The organism is Verrucomicrobiota bacterium (assembly GCA_038744685.1).
Taxonomy (GTDB): Bacteria; Verrucomicrobiota; Verrucomicrobiia; order Opitutales; family Puniceicoccaceae; genus Puniceicoccus.
The window spans coordinates 1-18,435 of sequence record JBCDMB010000038.1 but is presented as its reverse complement, the minus strand read 5'-3'; the positions used below and the strand labels follow the sequence as shown (position 1 = coordinate 18,435).

Annotated in this window: 12 protein-coding genes and 1 pseudogene; 9 read left to right on the top strand and 4 right to left on the bottom strand. The window is 54.8% G+C overall.

The genetic code is table 11. The features are described 5' to 3' along the window. The first annotated feature begins 75 nt into the window (after positions 1-75). From AAGJ81_14865 to AAGJ81_14840, 6 genes are all read left to right on the top strand, one after another. Positions 76-1,551 (top strand): sigma-54 dependent transcriptional regulator, encoded by a 1,476-nt coding sequence (locus tag AAGJ81_14865; protein ID MEM0967426.1) that lies wholly within the window; start codon positions 76-78, stop codon positions 1,549-1,551. Beyond that, positions 1,548-2,792: a beta-ketoacyl-[acyl-carrier-protein] synthase family protein gene (locus AAGJ81_14860; protein ID MEM0967425.1), complete on the top strand. Its 1,245-nt coding sequence runs from the start codon at positions 1,548-1,550 to the stop codon at positions 2,790-2,792. Before AAGJ81_14865 ends, AAGJ81_14860 begins: the two co-directional genes overlap by 4 nt. An 11-nt stretch (positions 2,793-2,803) precedes the next feature. Next, on the top strand, positions 2,804-3,058 hold the full coding sequence (locus AAGJ81_14855) for a phosphopantetheine-binding protein (protein MEM0967424.1): 255 nt from the start codon (positions 2,804-2,806) through the stop codon (positions 3,056-3,058). A gap of 291 nt (positions 3,059-3,349) precedes the next feature. Further along, on the top strand, positions 3,350-4,747 hold the full coding sequence (locus AAGJ81_14850; GenBank protein MEM0967423.1) for an NAD(P)/FAD-dependent oxidoreductase: 1,398 nt from the start codon (positions 3,350-3,352) through the stop codon (positions 4,745-4,747). A 181-nt stretch (positions 4,748-4,928) separates the two neighbouring features. After that, positions 4,929-5,201: a nucleotidyltransferase domain-containing protein gene (locus tag AAGJ81_14845; GenBank protein ID MEM0967422.1), complete on the top strand. Its 273-nt coding sequence runs from the start codon at positions 4,929-4,931 to the stop codon at positions 5,199-5,201. Then, positions 5,191-5,529 (top strand): HepT-like ribonuclease domain-containing protein, encoded by a 339-nt coding sequence (locus AAGJ81_14840; GenBank protein MEM0967421.1) that lies wholly within the window; start codon positions 5,191-5,193, stop codon positions 5,527-5,529. Before AAGJ81_14845 ends, AAGJ81_14840 begins: the two co-directional genes overlap by 11 nt. Before the next feature lie 408 nt (positions 5,530-5,937). Here the strand turns inward: AAGJ81_14840 and mutL are convergent, their stop codons facing one another. The 4 genes from mutL to AAGJ81_14820 form a co-directional block, all read right to left on the bottom strand. After that, positions 5,938-7,719 carry a DNA mismatch repair endonuclease MutL gene (gene mutL, locus AAGJ81_14835; protein ID MEM0967420.1) on the bottom strand — a complete coding sequence of 594 codons (1,782 nt, stop codon included), beginning with the start codon at positions 7,717-7,719 and terminating at the stop codon, positions 5,938-5,940. A 499-nt stretch (positions 7,720-8,218) separates the two neighbouring features. After that, positions 8,219-10,534, bottom strand: a complete 2,316-nt coding sequence (locus AAGJ81_14830; GenBank protein MEM0967419.1) for a heavy metal translocating P-type ATPase metal-binding domain-containing protein — start codon at positions 10,532-10,534, stop codon at positions 8,219-8,221. After that, positions 10,527-11,123, bottom strand: coding sequence for a nicotinate (nicotinamide) nucleotide adenylyltransferase (gene nadD, locus AAGJ81_14825; GenBank protein ID MEM0967418.1), 597 nt, complete (start codon positions 11,121-11,123; stop codon positions 10,527-10,529). The genes AAGJ81_14830 and nadD overlap by 8 nt, the downstream gene beginning before the upstream one ends. A 7-nt stretch (positions 11,124-11,130) precedes the next feature. Further along, positions 11,131-11,502, bottom strand: coding sequence for a hypothetical protein (locus AAGJ81_14820; protein ID MEM0967417.1), 372 nt, complete (start codon positions 11,500-11,502; stop codon positions 11,131-11,133). 995 nt (positions 11,503-12,497) lie between these two features. Here AAGJ81_14820 and AAGJ81_14815 point away from each other — a divergent pair. From AAGJ81_14815 to ruvB, 3 genes and pseudogenes are all read left to right on the top strand, one after another. Beyond that, positions 12,498-13,592, top strand: a pseudogene (locus tag AAGJ81_14815) (ribonucleotide-diphosphate reductase subunit beta). Positions 13,593-13,637: 45 nt separating this feature from the next. Beyond that, entirely contained in the window at positions 13,638-16,889 is a 3,252-nt protein-coding gene (locus AAGJ81_14810) for a ribonucleoside-diphosphate reductase subunit alpha (GenBank protein ID MEM0967416.1), read from the top strand. Between the two features lie 225 nt (positions 16,890-17,114). Further along, the gene (ruvB, locus tag AAGJ81_14805) at positions 17,115-18,161 is read left to right on the top strand and encodes a Holliday junction branch migration DNA helicase RuvB (GenBank protein MEM0967415.1); all 1,047 of its coding nucleotides are present in this window, start codon (positions 17,115-17,117) and stop codon (positions 18,159-18,161) included. Positions 18,162-18,435 lie beyond the last annotated feature (274 nt).

Below are 18,435 nucleotides of genomic sequence, written 5' to 3'. Positions count from 1 at the left end.
GTTTTGCCTTCCAAATCCAATTCACCCCAAAGCCTTGCCAACAAGGGAACCATTCTCTAATCGGTAGAGATTTGGATGGCGATAACTAAAGAAACAGATCTACCGGAAATTCTGATTGTCGATGATGACAAGGAGGTCCGCTACTCGTTGAAGAGGGTGCTGGGCAAAGTTGACGCAAAACTGGTCGAAGCAGGCAGCGGGGAAGAGTGTCTAGAATACGTAGGGGTTTCGCAGCCAGAGGTGATTCTTCTCGATAACCGCATGGGCGGGATGAGCGGAATGGAAACGCTGCAGAATTTGCGTGCGCTCGGAGGGAACTCAGTCGTGATCATGATGACGGCGCAGGGCACGACTCAGACCGCGATTGAGGCGATGAAGTATGGCGCTTTTGACTATCTCATGAAGCCCTTCGAACCGGATAAGATCATAGATTTGGTTGAGCGGGCTCTTCGGGCGCACTCGGATCGCCAGTCTTCCGGGAACTACGAGTCGAAGCTGAAAGTAGAAGACTATTCCGAAGGAATTGTGGGGAGTTCGGAGGGAATGCAGCTTGTGCTCAAGCAAGTGGGTCAGGTTACCGCTAGCGACGCCACCGTTATGATCACAGGCGAGAGTGGTACCGGGAAAGAACTGATCGCTCGCTGCATTCACGACCACAGCCTACGGGCAAGGAAGTCTTTCATCGCCGTCAATTGTGCTGCGATTCCCGATAACCTGATCGAAAGCGAACTCTTTGGTCACGAAAAAGGGTCTTTCACCGGCGCCACCTCACAGCGCAACGGGAAATTCGAACTTTGCGATGGAGGGACCTTGTTCCTCGACGAGATCGGAGACATGGCCCTTCCTACTCAGACGAAGATCCTTCGTGCGATCCAGGAAGGCGAAATCCAGCGAGTGGGTGGCGCAAGTCCGATCCAGGTCAACGTGCGGGTGATTGCAGCGACCAATAAGGATATCGAGGAGATGGTTAAAACCCAGGATTTCCGGGAAGACCTTTACTACCGCCTGAACGTATTCAGGATCAAGATCCCTCCACTTCGTGAACGACGGGATGACATCCCCGAGATCATCGACTACCACCTGCAGCGGCTTGCGCGGGAGAAGAAGATCCGGCCGAGGAAAATTTCCGATGAAGCACTGGCAATCCTTAAGTCGCAGCCTTGGGTCGGAAACGTGCGGGAATTGGAGAATGTCATCTACCGCAGTGCGGTGGTGTCTCAGGGTGAAACGATCCTTAAGACGGACCTACCTTGGGACAATGCTTCGCAGAATGAGCTGGTCTCCTCCGCACCCTCTTTTGTGCAGCCGGACGAGACCGACCCGATGGTGTCCACCAACGGAAGCTCCCACTCCTCTATCCTCGATCAACTTTTTGCCGACTTGCAGGTAAATGCTGAAGGGAGGGTGCTTCAATCGGTCGAACATGCGATGATCGAGCGCTCGATGCAGGCTTGTGATGGCAACCAGACCAAGGCGGCAGCGCTTCTTGGCATTTCGAAAAGTGTTCTTCGCAATCGCCTGAACCAGATCGAGGAGGCAAAAGCTCAGTGAGCCAGGACGATACCCGGAGGATCGTGATCACGGGTGTTGGCTTAACCGCGCCCAATGGTAACAGCCTCGAAGAATACCGCACCAATCTGGTGGAAAAGCGTCCCCGGATCGGTACGATTGACTTGAGATACATGGGAGTGACACCTGCCGGAATCTGTGACTTTGAGGCCACTCGATACCAGAAAAAACGGGAGCTTCGTGTAGGGACTCGGGCGGGGAGTGTTTCTATTTATTGTGCTCGGGAGTCTCTCGCCGATTCTGGTTTGGAGTGGGAGGCGATGGATTCCAACCGCATCGGAGTCTATGTCGGCACTACCGAACATGGGAATGTTGAGACCGAGAATGAGGTCTATAACATCTCTCAGTTTGACTATGACACCCGGTTTTGGTCCCACCACCACAATCCGCGCACCGTCGCAAACAATCCGGCGGGTGAGATTACCCTGAACCTCGGTATCCACGGCCCGCACTACACGATTGGAGCGGCCTGCGCAGCGGGCAACGCTGGGATGATTCAGGGTGCTCAGATGCTTCTTTTGGATGAAGTTGATGTCGCGATTGCAGGGGGGGTCAGTGAGAGCATTCGGAGTTTTGGGATCTTTGCGGGATTTCGTAGTCAGGGCGCTCTGGCAACCCATGAGAATCCGAATTGCGCGAGCCGACCATTCGATATGGATCGCAACGGTATCGTCGTCAGTGAAGGAGGAGCCCTCTACACGCTGGAACGCTTGAGTGATGCAAAGAAGCGGGGCGCTCACATTCATGGAGAAATCGCAGGCTGGTGCATCAACTCGGACGCCTCTGACTACGTGCTACCGAATTCGGAGCGCCAAGCGGAATGTATGGAAAGGGCGCTCAAAATGGCGGAGATGAACCCCGACGATATCGATATTCTAAGCACTCACGCGACAGCGACCAAACAAGGAGACATCCAAGAGTGCACGGCAATCCGGTCGGTTTTTGGCGAGTCGAAAAAGACCCACGTAAACAACACTAAAAGCTACATCGGACACTGCATGGGCGCAGCGGGTGCCCTCGAGCTGGCAGGGAACCTGCCGGCATTTAAGGATAAAGTCATCCATCCATCCATCAACGTCGACAACCTTGATCCGGAGTGCGAACTTCCAAACCTCGTGATCAATGAGCCGGTTGAGGGCGTAGACGTGCAGGCGATTCTCAACAGTTCTTTTGGGATGCTGGGGATCAATTCTTCTTTGATTGTCCGCCGATTCGATGATTGAGTGTTCCCTGCATGACTAACGTAGAAGTTCAAAAAATCGTCCTTGATATCATCGAGGAGATAGCACCGGACGAAGATCTATCGTCCATCAAACCGGAGGTTCGGCTGAGGGATCAGTTGGACCTGGATTCCATGGATTTCCTTGATATCGTGATGGAGCTGAGAAAACAGCATGGCATCGAAGTTCCCGAAGAAGACTATCCCAAGCTCGCCAGCTTGGAGAGTTGCGGCGAATACCTGACCCCGAAGTTCAACGAGGCAGCGTAGGGCCCGTGAGGCAAGGTAGCCTCGAAACTGCGCTGAGGGGTGCGTTTCCGGATTACGTCGGCCAGTTTTCATGGGGAACGGCTGCTCCTGACCATCGAAGCTTCAGCGGATTCGGTTTAGCTGCCGATCGGAGCTCTGCGGCGACTGAAGTCGCCGTTCCTTCTCGATTCACTGCTGACGGTCGAGAAACATCGAACGTTCACCATCCAACCCTGAACGTCGAACGATGGCTCTTTCAGAATTGGACGTTTAGCGTTCAACATTCAGCGTTCGCACCTCTCTCTTCCCAGCATGAGCGACTATGACGTAGTAGTCATCGGTGCCGGCATGTCTGGCTTGGCTGCCGCGATCCGAGTCGCTCTGGCGGGAAAGTCCGTTCTCGTTCTGGAACGGCACGAGGCTCCGGGAGGGCTCAACAGTTACTACCGGCAGCAGGGCAGGGTCTTTGATGTCGGCCTCCATGCATTGACCAATTACGCAGAGAAAGGGCAGAAAGGGGCTCCGCTCAACAAGATCTTTCGTCAACTGCGGATACCGCGCGAAGCGTTTGACCTGAATCCTCAAGTAGGCTCCCGGATTCACTTTCCCGAGTTGAGTATGCGGTTTACCAACGATCCATCTTTGCTCGAAGAAGAGATCGCGACCCATTTCCCCGATTGCATCGACGGCTATCGGGAGCTGGTCAATTTCGTCGGCGAGCGGGACGCAACCGCTCTTTCGGATAGAGGCCAGATGGCGGGACCGTTTCTGGAAGAGAAGATAACCGACCCGCTGCTACGGGAGATGCTGCTGTGCCCGATTCTGTATTACGGAAGTGCGACCGAAGACGACCTCGATCTCGATCAGTTTGTGATCCTTTTTCAGTCATTGTATCTGGAAGGATTCGCTCGTCCGATCGAAGGAGTGCGGACCATCATCCGTGCCCTCTTGAAGAAACTGAAGGAAGTCGGCGGTGAGCGGCGGATGCGTTGTGGTGTGAGAACAATTCACACCAAGGGTAGCGAAGTGTCCGCTCTGGAGCTGGATGATGGCAGCACCGTAACGGCGGATACAATTCTCTCCAGCGCTGGGCTCGTTGAGACCAACCATCTGTGCGGAACAGTTTCTCAAGTGGAGCCGGTGGGACGTCTCTCTTTCGTGGAGACCATCTCGCTCTACCGGGAGAATCCGGCGGTTTTCGGATGGGACGATACAATTACTTTTTTTTCGACGGAACGACCGTTTCGTTATCGCCGACCGGAGAATGATCTGGTCGATCCTCGAAGCGGGGTGATTTGTATCCCGAACCATTATCAATATCCGGAAGATCAGAACCTGAAGGAAGGAGTGGTGCGGCTGACCGCTCTCGCCAATTATGATCGCTGGAATGAATTGAACGAGGAAGAGTATTTGGAAGCGAAGAGCCTCTGGTATGAGAAGCTGCAGGACATAGCGCGTGCCGTCCTCCCAGAACCCACAACAGGTTCGAACCCGTCGCCGGTCGCAACCGACATGTTCACTCCTCTCACGGTAGAAAAATTCACGGGTCACTTGGGCGGAGCGGTTTACGGCGCTTCGGTGAAGTCCAAAGACGGCACAACTCCATACAATAACCTCTATCTCTGCGGCACCGACCAAGGTTTCCTAGGGATCGTCGGGGCGATGTTGAGTGGAATCTCGATTGCGAACCGCTACGTCGTCTCGGGCTGAAATCGCACTCGCAATCGTAATAGCGTGGGATCGATCGTGATTATGATTACGAGGGGATTAGGATTTTGTTCGGGCTATTGTTTTCAGCACCAAGCCGTAGTCTTCGGAAAAAGAAGTTGAAACCAGCTTAGCGTCGATAGACGATTGAGTAGTGGTCACGATTGAAGAGCTGAAACGGGAGATGCCACTATTATGCGAGAGGCACCGAATCGCATACGTTGATGCGTTTGGCTCGATTGCGAGATCTGAACAAAACGAAGATAGCGACATTGACCTCATTATCGAATTCTCGAAGCCTCGCAGAGATAGAATTTCGAATCGTTTTTTCGGCTTTCTCCATGACGTTGAGGATCGATTTCACCAGAAAGTCGACATTCTGACTGAAGAGTCCCTTCAAAATCCATTCCTTAAGGAGAAAGTGAATCGGGATAGAGTTCGAATCTATGGAGATTGAGATTCGAAAATGGCTTTACGATGCGTATCGCGCATCTCAAGCCATCCGTGATTTCCTGAAAGAAAAAGAATTTGAGGATTATCAGGTCGACCGGATGCTGAGCTCGGCTGTAGAGCGCCAGTTTGAAATCCTTGGTGAAGCTCTAAAACGTATAAGAGATACTGACGAAGGCTTTTTGGAAAGTTCAATCACCGGTTGGCGGGGTGCGATCTCATTCAGAAATATCCTAGCTCATGGTTACGATCATATCGACAATGAACTCGTATGGGGAATCATTGAAGATGACTTACCCGAGTTGATCGCAACGATCGAAAAGCACATAGACTAGCGTTTTTGTGCCGCTGGAATTCTGGAAGAGTTGACGCCAATCACTTGGAGAGATCTGAGAGGGATATCAATTGCGAACCGCTACGTCGTCTCGGGGTAGATTCCTAATCGTAATCCTGCTCGTAATCGTAATCGGATCATATCCAACAGCTGTGAAACGGGGAGGGGTGCGGGTAAACCCCAACCCATCCTGAGACTGTCAGAGATCGATTGGGGTTACGATGACGGGTAGGATTACGATTAGGATCCGAACATGGGTAGGGCGCAGTCTGTGACAAGCCGGACGGCTTTGAAGACACAACCCAATCCTATTCTCGGAAGAAAATCCGCGTCCGTTTTTTATTCAAACTGCGCGGCTTGTCGCAGACTGCGCCCTACCATTTGGAAGATGATAAATGGCAGACCTACCTCACACCGACCGCCCAAACCGCCGCTCCATCTCTGTATCCTCCCACTCGATAAAGGTTGGTTTGCCTGCGGGGCAGGAGTGGGGGACTGAAGTTTGGAGCAGCTGTCGAACCAGCCGTTGGGCTTCCTCTTCCGAAAGAAGACGATCTTTGCGGTGGGCGTTTTTAGCGGCTAACTGGGCGATCCTTTCGCGGAAAGGTTCGGCCTGTGAGGGACGGATTGTGCCCTCTCGAATCAAGGCGACCGCGTCACTGAGGAACTGCTCCGCCTGACTGGGTTCGAACCAAGCCGGAACTGCCGAAACACGGAAGAAGTTCTTTCCGAACGATTCGACCTCGAACCCCTGCTCAAGAAAGGCTTCCTTATTCTCTTCGAGGCATTGGCCCGGGAGGGGTTCCCATTCGAAGGTTTGCGGAATCAACAGGCCCTGCGTGGGGATTGATCCTTCTTCTGATTCTCGGAGAAACTGCTCGTAGAGGACCCGTTCCGAAGCTGCACGCGGATGAAAGATGATCAGACCTCTGGAGGAGCGGAACAATAAGGTGGCGGGTCCCATCCGCCCGATCCACTGCCAAGCATTTTTCTTTGATGGTTGAAGAGAGTTCGGCCGATACGGAGAAAGTGACGATCCAGCTTCGGGCCGGACTGGAATCGCGGTTGGAGGTGTTTTTTGCGGAAGCACCCCGTTCTCGGGAAATCTCCCCAATGGTTTTTCCGGCGCAGGTTGAACCGGTTGAAACGATGGCTTTTGTCCGCCTTCTTCCGCGGGAAAGAGGGAGGTGGGAGCCTGATTGGCTTGATCAAGAAGAAGGTCGAGAACGGTCTCGACTACGATACGCCTCACCTGCGGTTCATCGCGAAAACGGATCTCCCGTTTGGTCGGGTGGACATTGACATCAATCGCCTCCGGCTGAATTTCCAGAAAAAAGAAGGCGACCGGATAGCGACCCTTGGGGAGGAATCCGGTGCAGGCCTCAAGAATGCCGTATTGGATGGTCCGACTCTCAACCGGTCGTCCGTTTACGACGCAGATCAAGTCCTGACGGGTCGCCTTGCTCAGGGGAGGCTTTCCCATTCTTCCGTAAAGGAAAAGCGACCCGGATCGGCGCTCGAACGGGAGACTGTTGCGCAGGGTTTTCCGGCCCCAAATTTCCGCGATCCGCTCCGGTAGACCCGGGCAGGGGGGAGTATTGATCACCTCCCGTCCGTCGAGGAGTAGAGTGAAACCAACAGATGGATGGGCGAGGGCAAAGATGCGCACCATCTGGGTGATGTGTACCGCCTCGGTTTGATCCGTCTTCAGAAACTTCCGCCGTGCCGGAACCGTGCTGAAAAGCCGCGCGACCTCAATGGTCGTTCCCGTGGGAATTGAGTCTTCACGCGAGTCCATCACTTTCCCGTTGGAAACGTCAATGCGGACCCCGCTTTCGCTTGATTTCGGACGAGTCAAAAGAGTGAAGTCTGAAACACTGGCAATCGAGGGAAGGGCTTCCCCGCGGAATCCAAAGGAAGAGACGCGAAGGAGATCTTCAGCAAGTCGTATCTTGCTGGTCGCGTGTCTTTTCAGGCTAAGAAGGCCTTCTTCTTTGGTCATTCCCAATCCGTTGTCACTGACCTTGATGAAACTCTTTCCACCTCGTTTTGCCTCGATCCGAATCCGGGTTGCACCTGCATCAAGACTGTTTTCCAAAAGCTCTTTGACCACGGCAACCGGACGTTCCACTACTTCACCAGCAGCGATCTGGTTCGCGACGTGGTCGGGTAGGATTTCAATACGGCTCATTGCGGTGGATTGCAGACAAGTGGTGTAACGGGAGGTGCGAAATTACATCGTTTGGAGCGTCTGCTCCTGACCGTCGAAGCCCACTTTTGCGCTGTCCGGCGGCTAAAGCCGCCGCTCCATTCTTCCATGATTTCGAAAACGACCCAAAAAACACGACTGCATCAATTTGATTACGATGGGAATTGGACCTTCGCGCCCTCAACTCCGCAACCTAAATTAAGAATGGGTACTTTCGCGCGATCCTAGAAAGAAGTTCTGTGCGCAAGCGGGAGGGACGGGCTCTGTCCCGTCCAACAGTTCGTCCAAAGAACGCCGCCGTAGTCCCGAAATCAGACTCGGCACTGTTTGCTGGACACCCCGGTCCGAGCGGCCCGCCCGCCGTAGCTCTAGCGTAGGCGGGGAGCCAGGCCCTCCCAAGTGGCGGAGAAATGCGCAGGGTGTTCGCGATAACCCAGATCAGATTCAGCGCTCTTTCGCGGCTATCATGGTCATTAAGTTTCTAACTCTTCCGCATCTGCGCCGCCCGTGCCAGCGTCAGCAACGCACTGGTCGGCATAAGGATGGCCGCGAGGAGCGGGTTCATCCAACCCGCAAGACAGAGGGCAATCGCGGCGATGTTGTAGATTACGGCAAAGGTAAAGACCTGTCGCAAAAGCCGAGAGCGCCTTTTTGCGGTCTCAAACAGCACCCGGATTCCGGATAGATCTCTTCCAGTGAAGAAAAAGTCACTTCGGGATTCGAGCAGTCCTTTGTCAAGAAGCGGTGTTCCCCGACAAAGCGCTTTCGAAAAAGCAAGCGCATCGTTGGCCCCGTCTCCAATCATGAGCGTGGACGACTTTGCGTTCTTTTCGATCCAAGCGGCTTTCTCCCCTGGATCCAGTTTTCCGAGCGCACGTTCTGGTGGGATGGGAAGAGTGGCTGCGAGTCGATCCACCTTCTCCTGCAGGTCACCGCTAAGGATTGCGAGGCGAAAGCCCTGGTTCAGTAGATAGGTCAGTTCGGCGGCTGCACCGCTGCGGATCGAGTCAGTGAAGGTGAATGAGGCAATTGCGACGCCGTCTTTTGAAAAGACGGTTTCGTTCGTTTGGTCCGGGATTGCATCCGTCTTCCATCCGGATTTCCCTAAAGTCCATTCTTCCGTCTCGGTTTTTCCTGCAACTCCTGCTCCAGGGGTTTCAGTGAGTGCGGCAAGGGTTTCCGGGCGCACGCCTCGCTGAATCAATTCCTCGCGCAGGCTTCGGCCGACCGGATGAAAGCTGGTTTCGACCAGAGCGAGTAGAATCGATTTTTCTTTGGGTGAGAGAGATTCGAGAACTTCCGGGTTCGCAAGTCTTGGGTTTTCGAGGGTAAGGGTGCCGGTTTTGTCAAAAACGACATCCGTAAGGCGAGGCAGTCGTGCCCAGAGACTGACTTCTCTCAAGTAAACTCCACGTTTCCGTAGTTTTACTGCGGAAATGTCGTTGATCAGCGGCCAGGCGATCCCGAGTGAGCAGGGGCAGGAGACCACGAGAACGGAGATCGCCACTTGAAGACCCGAAAACGGTTCGGCAAAGACGGCCCAAGCCGTTCCACCCAGTATTGCGATTGCAATGACAACGGCGGTGTAGACCGCTAGCACCTTTTCGAGGAGAAGGTTTCGGGCTGGCTCGGCTGACTCGGAAGTTAGGCGTTGAAGAAGCGAGTCTTTCCACGGCTCCAGAGCCGTCAGTTGCACGGCTTGGCCGCTGGTGAGAATTGCGCCGGAGGGAATGCGGGACCCCTTTGAAAACAGAACTGCGTCGGCCTCGCCATTCATGTTTTCCAGGCTGAATGACGCACTTTCTTTTTCCAGCCGGGAGAGGACGGGTAGGGTGGTTCCGGGTTCGACCGAATACTCCAGTCCTGGTTTGAACTGCGAGGCTGCGAGCCTTTCGTTACCGCTGGTCGGGCTGTAGGTCAGGTTGGCGAGATCGGTCGATTGCGCGAGGGCCCGGTTCTTCTCGATCGACCTCTCCTGCAGCCATCGGCCTGCCAGCATGAGAAAGAGAAAGATCGCGACGAAGTCGAAATACACGAGATTCTCCCGATCGACTAGCCAGCCGATTATCGAACCGGCCCACGCGGCAGAGACGCCAATGGCAATAGGCAGGTCGATATGGAGAACACCCATTTTTGCAGCATCCCACGCCCGAGCGACGAACCAGAGTCCGCCAACTCCAAAGCTGATCGTGGCAAAAAGGAGGGCGAGTAGATCGAACAGCTCCGCAAAGGCAAAATCCTCGTCCATTCCGAGATAGCCGGGCAGGGTGAAGAGCATCGTGTTGAGCGCGAGGAAGCCACAAACTCCCAGTCGACTCAAAAGCGGACCCGATTCGGAGTGGCCGACTTGATGTGCGGGTGCCAGCCGGTAGCCAAAGCGAAGGATCTCCTCGGCGAAATCGGCTGGTGAAAAGACTCCCGGTTTCCATTCAAGGTCCGCTCTTCCGGTTTGGGGATTTACCGAAAATCTTCGCCCGCCTTCCCGGCGACGGAACAGTTCCTCCAACATCCAAACACAGCCAATGCAGGAGATCCCCTTCAAATCCAGAGTTAGGTGGGCCGATTCGCCCTCCTTTTCCGCTGCGGATGCGGCAGATTCCAGCCACTCGAAATTTGCCGGACGCAGAGCAGCGGGTGAAACCGGTTCAATGGTCTTTCCGCGCAGCGTGTAGAAGCGGTCCAGTCCACGGTCCTCAATGAGTTGATGGACGTGAGCACAGCCAGCGCAGCAGAAATCACCCGGTAAATCCGGAGGAATCGGAGAACCGCAGTGTTTGCAGTAGCGGGTTTCAGCCACGACGGTAGAGACGCTTCTTCTCTAGGTAGTCGGCCACCGCTTGGGGAAGAAGCGACCGAACGGATTCTCGCTTCGCTACCCTGTCCCTGATCTCAGTGGCGCTAATGTCGATTCGGCGTGGTGGAAGCAGAGAGACAGCGGAGTGGTCATACGACACAGGTGTTTCGTCGCCGCGTTGGGCACACAGAAAAGTCACCGTCTTTTTGAGTTCTTCGACTCCTCTCCAGTCATCCAGTTGCTTCAACTGATCGAACCCAATCAGGAAAAAGAGTTTCGCATCGGGAAGGCGCTTCGCGAAATGGGCAACCGTATCGATGGTAAACATCCGCTTTCCTTGGCGGACCTCATAGTCATCAACCGTGAACTTTTCAAAACCCTCTACCGCCAACCGCACCATAGCCAGACGCTCTGAAGCTGGCGTCGATGGTTCTTCACTACGAAGGGGGGCGGAGTAAGCGGGCAAAAAGATCACCTCGTCCAGATCCGCGTGAAGGAGCGCATCCTCAGCAATGAGGAGGTGACCCATGTGAATCGGGTCAAACGTTCCTCCGTAGAGACAGATTCGCTTTTTCTTCGCGATGTCGTTCATCCACTCCCTATTGCAGCGCGGGTGTCAGCTTTCCAAATACACCGAGCCAGGCGGCAAGTCCGGTCAATACGATGACCGAAACCCAGAGCATCACATTCCATTCGGGCTTTCGCTTGATGGTCGTGAATACGGCTCCGAGCAGAAGCCAGATCACTACTTTCAGGTTAAGCCAAAGGGGCCAACCATACCCGCCTTTCGCCTGCATTCCGAAGCCCGCTACAAGAAGGAATATCATCCCAAATCCAGCGACGATCGCACCGCCGATCCGAAATGATTTGTTCTCCGGCGCGAGAACCGCGCGCGCAAGTAGCGCCCCGAGACCAAGGCTAAGCAGGATCAAGCCAAGAAGGTGAAAAAAAGTGTAGAAGTTGTAGGACATCCGTTCTCCGCATCTCGAGTTTTTAACGACCGCAGCGAAAGTAAACCGAAATCGCTGTCGGTATCCAAATCGAAATCGGGTACCGTGAAACGAGAAGGCTCCAATAAATCCCGGTCCAAATACTTATGCAGTGAGGCTGAGGGGAGGGAGTGATAGTAGGTGGGGAAGATGTGAAGAATGATTTCAAAAGGTAGGGCGCAGGCTCCGGCAAGCCGCGCCACTATAAATTCAAAACGAAGATTTATGTTAAAACGATCTCTCTAAGTGACATTCGGGAACCCAAGCATTGGTGAAATCGTAACGTGGAGTGTTACAGAAATGCCCGGCTTGCCAGAGCCTTCGCCCTACCGATTTCGATAACTTTCGAAAGGCATTTCTAAACTATCGTGCCCAGAGGTAGGGCGCAGCGTTCCGCAAGCCGGGCATTCCCAAAACAATTCCCCGTTCTACCGTAAGATCCAAGCGGCTTGCCTGCCCTGTTGTGAGCTTATCGAAGTGAGCTTGTGCCCCACCATTTTTGCAGTTCCTCTCCGCGAATTTCAGAAGGGGTGGAGCGACGGGCGAAATTATCGAAGAAATTGGCACCAATTTGGAAGCGGATGGGGAAGTTCCGAATAACTTTGTGGATAACTTTTTCTTGCGGGGAATTCGGTCTTTGGGAACGGTCTTGGACGGTGGTGTTACCTCCCCGCTCTTCGTGACAGTTTCATCACAAATGCTGTTTTTGTCTGGAAGGGAGAAATTTCGGTAAATTCCACGTAAATACCTCAAAACCACAATATATTGGGGTAAAATTTACAAAAAACCCTCTATTTAGTGGTTGACTGAAGATTTTAAATTCTTGTGATTACTACCCGATGACCAAGTCAGCACTGGTTGCAGGGTTCCTTTGGGTTCTTTTCCCAACCAGCTGAGGACTTTTTACGCCTTCCCTCAGATCCAGTCTCCGACCCCACCCGGAGCGCACGCGCACAAACAACTCGAACCACCAGCAACACGATACCATGGAATCCACCTACACAATCGGCGATCGCACCTTCGTTTTGGACAAAGACAAGGCGGAGGAGGCTTTTGCGGCCAAGAAGATCATCTTGGGCCGCGAGACAATGACGTTCAATCTCCTCCCTCTGAAATACTCCTGGGCCTACGATTTGTACCGCACCATGAAGGCCAATCATTGGGAGCCGGAAGACATCCCGATGCAGAAGGATGTCGAGCAGTGGCGGTCCACCACGGATCTCTCGGATGTGGATCGCTGGATCATTATGATGGGTCTTGGCTATTTTTCCGCCGCAGAGGGTATTGTGGGCGACAACATCATCCACGTGGTGCGCGAGCTGGTCACCGCCCCGGAGCTGAAATTGGTTCTTGGACGGCATGCTCACGAAGAGAACATCCACGCAGACTCTCTTCTCTACATGATCAGCTCCCTCGGGGTAAACCCGCACGAGTGCGAGGCGATGTTTGAGCAAATCGAAACGATCAAACAGAAGAACGATTTCGTGACCAAGACCTCCCACGGTCTGCGCAGGGACCTCGACCTCCACCAGACCGAAAACAAGCAGCTTTTCGCGAAAAATCTCTTCGTCTTCGGACAGTGCATGGAGGGGACTCAGTTCTACGGCCTCTTCGGTATGATCCTCAGCCTTTACCGGCAGAACAAGTTCCCGGGAATCGGCCAGATGTTTCGTTACACCCTCCGCGACGAGTCAAACCACATTGAGGTGTTCCGTAACCTGCTGATGGATTTGATCGACGAAAACCCGGACATCTGGACCGAAGAGTTCCGCGAGGAAATGATCGACCTGATGAAGGAGGCGGTCGAGTTGGAAAAGGCCTTCATCCGTGATTGCCTTCCGGTCAATGCGCTGGGACTCAGCTCCGACGAGTTCCTGCAGTACATCGATTTCATCGCGGACCGCCGCCTGGAGGGAGTAGGGCTCGAACCTCTATCTCCAGGAGTGCAGAACCCGTTCCCATGGCTCGCTGAAATGATGGACATCAAGAAGGAGCAAAACTTCTTCGAGGGCCGGGTTACCGAGTACCAGAAGTCGTCCTCGCTTGCCTCAGTGGACGACGACGAACTCTAGGCTCCTCACTCAACAAACGAAAACTTCCCCCTAGAAAAACCAGCCATGATCTCCCGTATCACCTTCGAAGAAGACAAGGAATTGAAGCGCTTCGCCAGTGCTCCCGTTGAGGATAAGCCTCGGTTCGATTGGCGGGCATTAGTCACTGAGAACGGTGAGTTGCGACCAGCGGTCAAGATCAAGGATGGGTCTGAGCTCAAGGATTTCCGGGTCTCGGATATCGCGGAATGGGTGGGGGAGGCACTGACCAATCTTCTCTTGTCCCGTCGTGAAGAGGAGATCTTCACGGACAAGAACAAAGACTTTGTGGCTCTCGTCGCAAAGGAGGTGGCCGACCGCCTGCAGATCCAGTCGGATGCCGGAAGGAAGCTGGCGCTTTCGGCGAACGACATTTCGTTGTTGGTCGAAAAAGCCCTGATCGAACACGAGGCCCACGATGTTGCCAAGAGTTTCGTCTTTTCGCGAATCGCCGGGGCCTCCGATGGTGCTCACGACGGAGAGGGTGGTTCGGCAGAGGAAATTGCCCGACTCCGACTCATCCGCCGAAACGGTCAAGTCGTCCCTTGGAACCGGAACAAGATTGAAATCGCGATCCGCAAGGCCTTTCTTTCACTAGAGCTGGATTCAGAGGCTGCGATCGGGGTTTCCCGAGCAGTCACCGAAAGAGTCCTCACCCTTGGCAACGCCTTCGTTCACATCGAAGACGTCCAGGACATCGTGCAGGAGGAGTTGATGAGGCAGGGCCAATTCAAGGCCGCCGAATCCTATATTCTCTACCGGGCCTACCGCGCCCGCCAACGGGTGGAGGACAGCAAGGCCAGTGAAGCCGACGAGAAACAGGATGCGATGATCGTCGTCCGAAAGGAGAACGGGGATTCGTTCTTCTGGGATGGGGTGGATCTCCGCAAGCGGATCGAGTTCGCCCGGATTGGTTTGGAGCTCGGCATGACTTCGGAGGAAATTGAGGCGGAGCTACGGAGGTCCGTTTACGCCGAGATGAAGGAGGCCGACCTGAAACGGACGATCATCCTCAATGCGAAATCGATGATCGAGTTCGACGCTGACTTTGCCCGTTTCGCCGGACGAATCCTCCTCACATATATCTATGAAGAGGTTTTACCGTGGGACATTGTCAAGGATGGGGTCGCCTCGTTGAAGGACGCTCACATCAAGGGATTCCGGCGTTACCTCAAGAGGGGAGTCGAGATTGACCGGCTGAATCCAAAACTCCTCGCCTACGACCTGACCACCCTCTCTGCCGCTCTCGACCCCTCGGCGGACCTCGATTTTGACTACCTTGGCGTGCAAACCCTCTACGACCGCTACCTGATCATCGACAAAAAGGCAGAGGTGCAGGCGCGGATGGAGACTCCGCAGTTTTTCTGGATGCGGGTCGCCATGGGCCTCTTCATTGGTGAGAAGGAAGACCGCGAGTCGAAAATCATTTCCCTCTACGGGCTCTACAAGAGCCGCCGCTTCTGCTCGTCGACTCCGACCCTCTTCAACTCCGGGACTCTCCACTCCCAGCTATCGTCCTGCTATCTCTACAAGGTGGACGATAGCATCGAGTCCATCATGCACCGCGGTATCGCTGAAAACGCTTTTCTTTCCAAGTGGGCAGGGGGTCTCGGGGGTAGTTGGACAGCGGTTCGTGGGACCGGTAGCTACATCAAGGGGACGAATGGGGAGAGCCAGGGAGTCATTCCCTTCCTCAAGCTCCACAACGACCAACTGGTAGCGGTCAATCAGGGGGGCAAGCGCCGCGGTTCCGGCTGCGCCTACCTCGAAACCTGGCACAACGATCTTTTCGACTTCCTCGAGTTGAGGAAAAATGTGGGCGACGACCGCCGCCGGACCCACGACATGAACACCGCCAATTGGATCCCGGACCTCTTCATGAAGCGAATGGAGGACCGCGGGGATTGGACTTTCTTCCAGTCGAACGACGTGCCGGACCTTCATGATCTGTTTGGACGGGCCTTCGAAGAGCGCTACGTGCAATACGAGCGCAAGGCAGAGGCGGGCGAGATTGAGGGGACCAAGGTTCCGGCGATCGAGGTGTGGAAGCGCATGCTCAAGATGCTCTTCGAGACCGGGCATCCTTGGATCACCTTCAAGGATCCCTGCAACATCCGCAGCCCGCAGGATCACGCCGGAGTCATTCACTCCAGCAACCTTTGCACTGAAATTACCCTCAACACCGGCGCGGATGAAACGGCCGTCTGTAACCTCGGTTCAGTCGTTCTCGATTCTCATCTCGACGATCAGGGGAACCTCGACCACGAGAAGCTTCGTTCCACGATCCAAATCGCAGTCCGCGCTCTCGACAACGTCATCGACATCAACTTCTACCCGACGGAAGCCGCGAAAACTTCGAACAATCGCCACCGCCCGATCGGCTTGGGCGTCATGGGGCTACAGAACGCCCTTTTCAAAAGAGGACAGCCGTTCGAGTCCGCCGAAGCGGTTGAGTTCAACGACGAGTTTATGGAGGCCATTGCCTTCTACGCCTACGAAGCATCGAGTGACTTGGCCGAAGAGCGGGGCACTTACTCCAGCTACTCGGGTTCCAAGTGGGATCGAGGTTTATTGCCGCAGGATACCTTGGAAATTTTAGAAGATGAACGCGGCATCCCTCTCGATATCCCTCACGGCGGAAAAATGAACTGGGCTCCCGTCCGCGAGAAAATCGCCAAGCAGGGCATGCGGAACAGCAACGTTCTGGCGATTGCCCCCACGGCAACCATCTCGAACATTATGGGAACTTCCCCCTGCATCGAGCCGACCTACAAGAATCTCTTCGTAAAGAGTAATCTCTCGGGCGACTTTGTAGTGCTCAACGGGTCTTTGGTCCGCGACTTGAAGAAGCGGGGCCTCTGGACAAAGGAAACCCGCGACGAGCTGAAGTATTTCGACGGCGAACTGGCTTCGGTGAAGAACATCCCGGACGACCTGCAGGTGCTCTACAAGACCGCCTTTGAGATTCCCTTCGAAGCGTTCATCGATGCGGCGGCCCGGCGGCAGAAGTGGATCGACCAAGCGCAGTCGGTGAACCTCTTCCTCGCCACTCCCGACCTCAAGACCCTCTCGCACATGTATCGTGCGGCATGGCGAAAGGGTCTCAAGACGACCTACTACCTCCGCTCGCTGGGTGCCTCGAACATCGAGAAGGCAACCGTAAGCGTGAAGAAGGAAGTCCGCGGTCACGCCGGAAAGAAGGAATACACCGAGGAAGAGGTAAAGGCCTGCAGCCTCGAAGCGATGCGCAACGGCGAAGAGTGCGAGGCTTGCCAGTGATGATCGGTGGTTTCAGTGGTTTCAGCGCCCAGTGTAGCATCGGCCTTGAGGCCGCCTGCCCCGAGCGAGTCGAATGGGATGACGAGGGTGCCTGGTCCTCCCACGCTTCATTTCGTCTGCAAGGAGCGGCGGCTTCAGCCGCCGAAAGGGGACCCTTGAGACACGCATCAACGGCGCACAGAACTGCTGACCTCGCACCCACCACCAGTTTCACAAAATTTTCTCATGGCTGAGATCCCCCCCGGCCCGAACGGCGCCGAATTCCTGCGGGCGGCGAGTCGCGAAGAGCCGCAGGAACAAGCGAACCGTTTGCGACCGGGGGATTTTTCTGCCTTCACCGGGCAGCGAAAAACGGTGGAGCGACTACAGGTGATGGCCCGTGCGGCCAGAGGACGCGGCGAGTCGCTCAACCACGTCTTGCTCAGTGGTCCTCCGGGGTTAGGAAAAACGACCCTCGCCCACATCCTTGGCGCGGAGATGGACGTCGCCGTCCGGGTCATCTCCGGCCCGGTCATCGACAAGCCCAGTGATCTCGCCGGAGTGCTCACCTCGTTGGAAGATGGAGAAATTCTCTTTATCGACGAAATTCATCGGATCCCGAAAACGGTCGAGGAGTATCTCTACACTGCGATCGAGGATTTCTACATCGACATCCTGATCGATCAGGGGCCCAACGCCCGAACCGTGCGACTCTCCCTGCCCAAGTTCTGCTTGGTCGGAGCAACCACGCGGGTAGGACTCCTGACTGCCCCCCTGCGGAACCGCTTCACCCTCCAATCGCGGCTCGAATACTACAACCAGTTGGATCTCCTCACCATCGCCAAACGCTCCTGTAGCCTTCTGGAGCTAGAGGCCGAAACGGACGGTTTAAAGGAGCTGGCCGGTCGGGCCCGTGGAACCCCACGCATCCTCAACAACCTCATCCTCTTCGCCCGCGACTTCGCCCAGGAACGCTCCGACGGAACGCTTGACCGCAAAACCGCCGCTGCCGCCTTGGATCTGCTCGAGATCGACGCCAACGGCCTCGATGAAATGGACAAACGCCTCCTACGCTTCATGGGTGAGAACTATAACGGCGGCCCGGTGGGCCTAAAGTCACTGGCCGTAGGAGTAGGGGAGGAAGTCCAAACGTTAGAAGACGTCCACGAACCCTTCCTCATCCAGGAAGGCTATCTCCAACGCACCGCCCAAGGAAGAGTCCTCACCGCCAAAGGCTGGCAAACCGTAGGCCTCCCCATGCCAAAAGACGGCCAAGGGTCACTGTTCGGATAAAAACCAAATCCATGGAGGGACGCCGGCCCCGGCGTCCGTGGTGCATCCTGTAAACTAAAACCAATTCGTGGATCTTTAAATTTTGCGTTTGACCCCTTTTTCACTGACCGTTTGACCCCTTTTTCACTGACCCCTTTTTCACCAAGACGCCGGGCACTGGGACGGTAAATCTCGGCCGGTCTGAGCATGTCTATCGCTTCGTGCGGACGATCATGATTGTATTCGTGACGCCAGCGATCAAAACGCTTCTGCTGAGCCGCCAGATTCGGTGAGG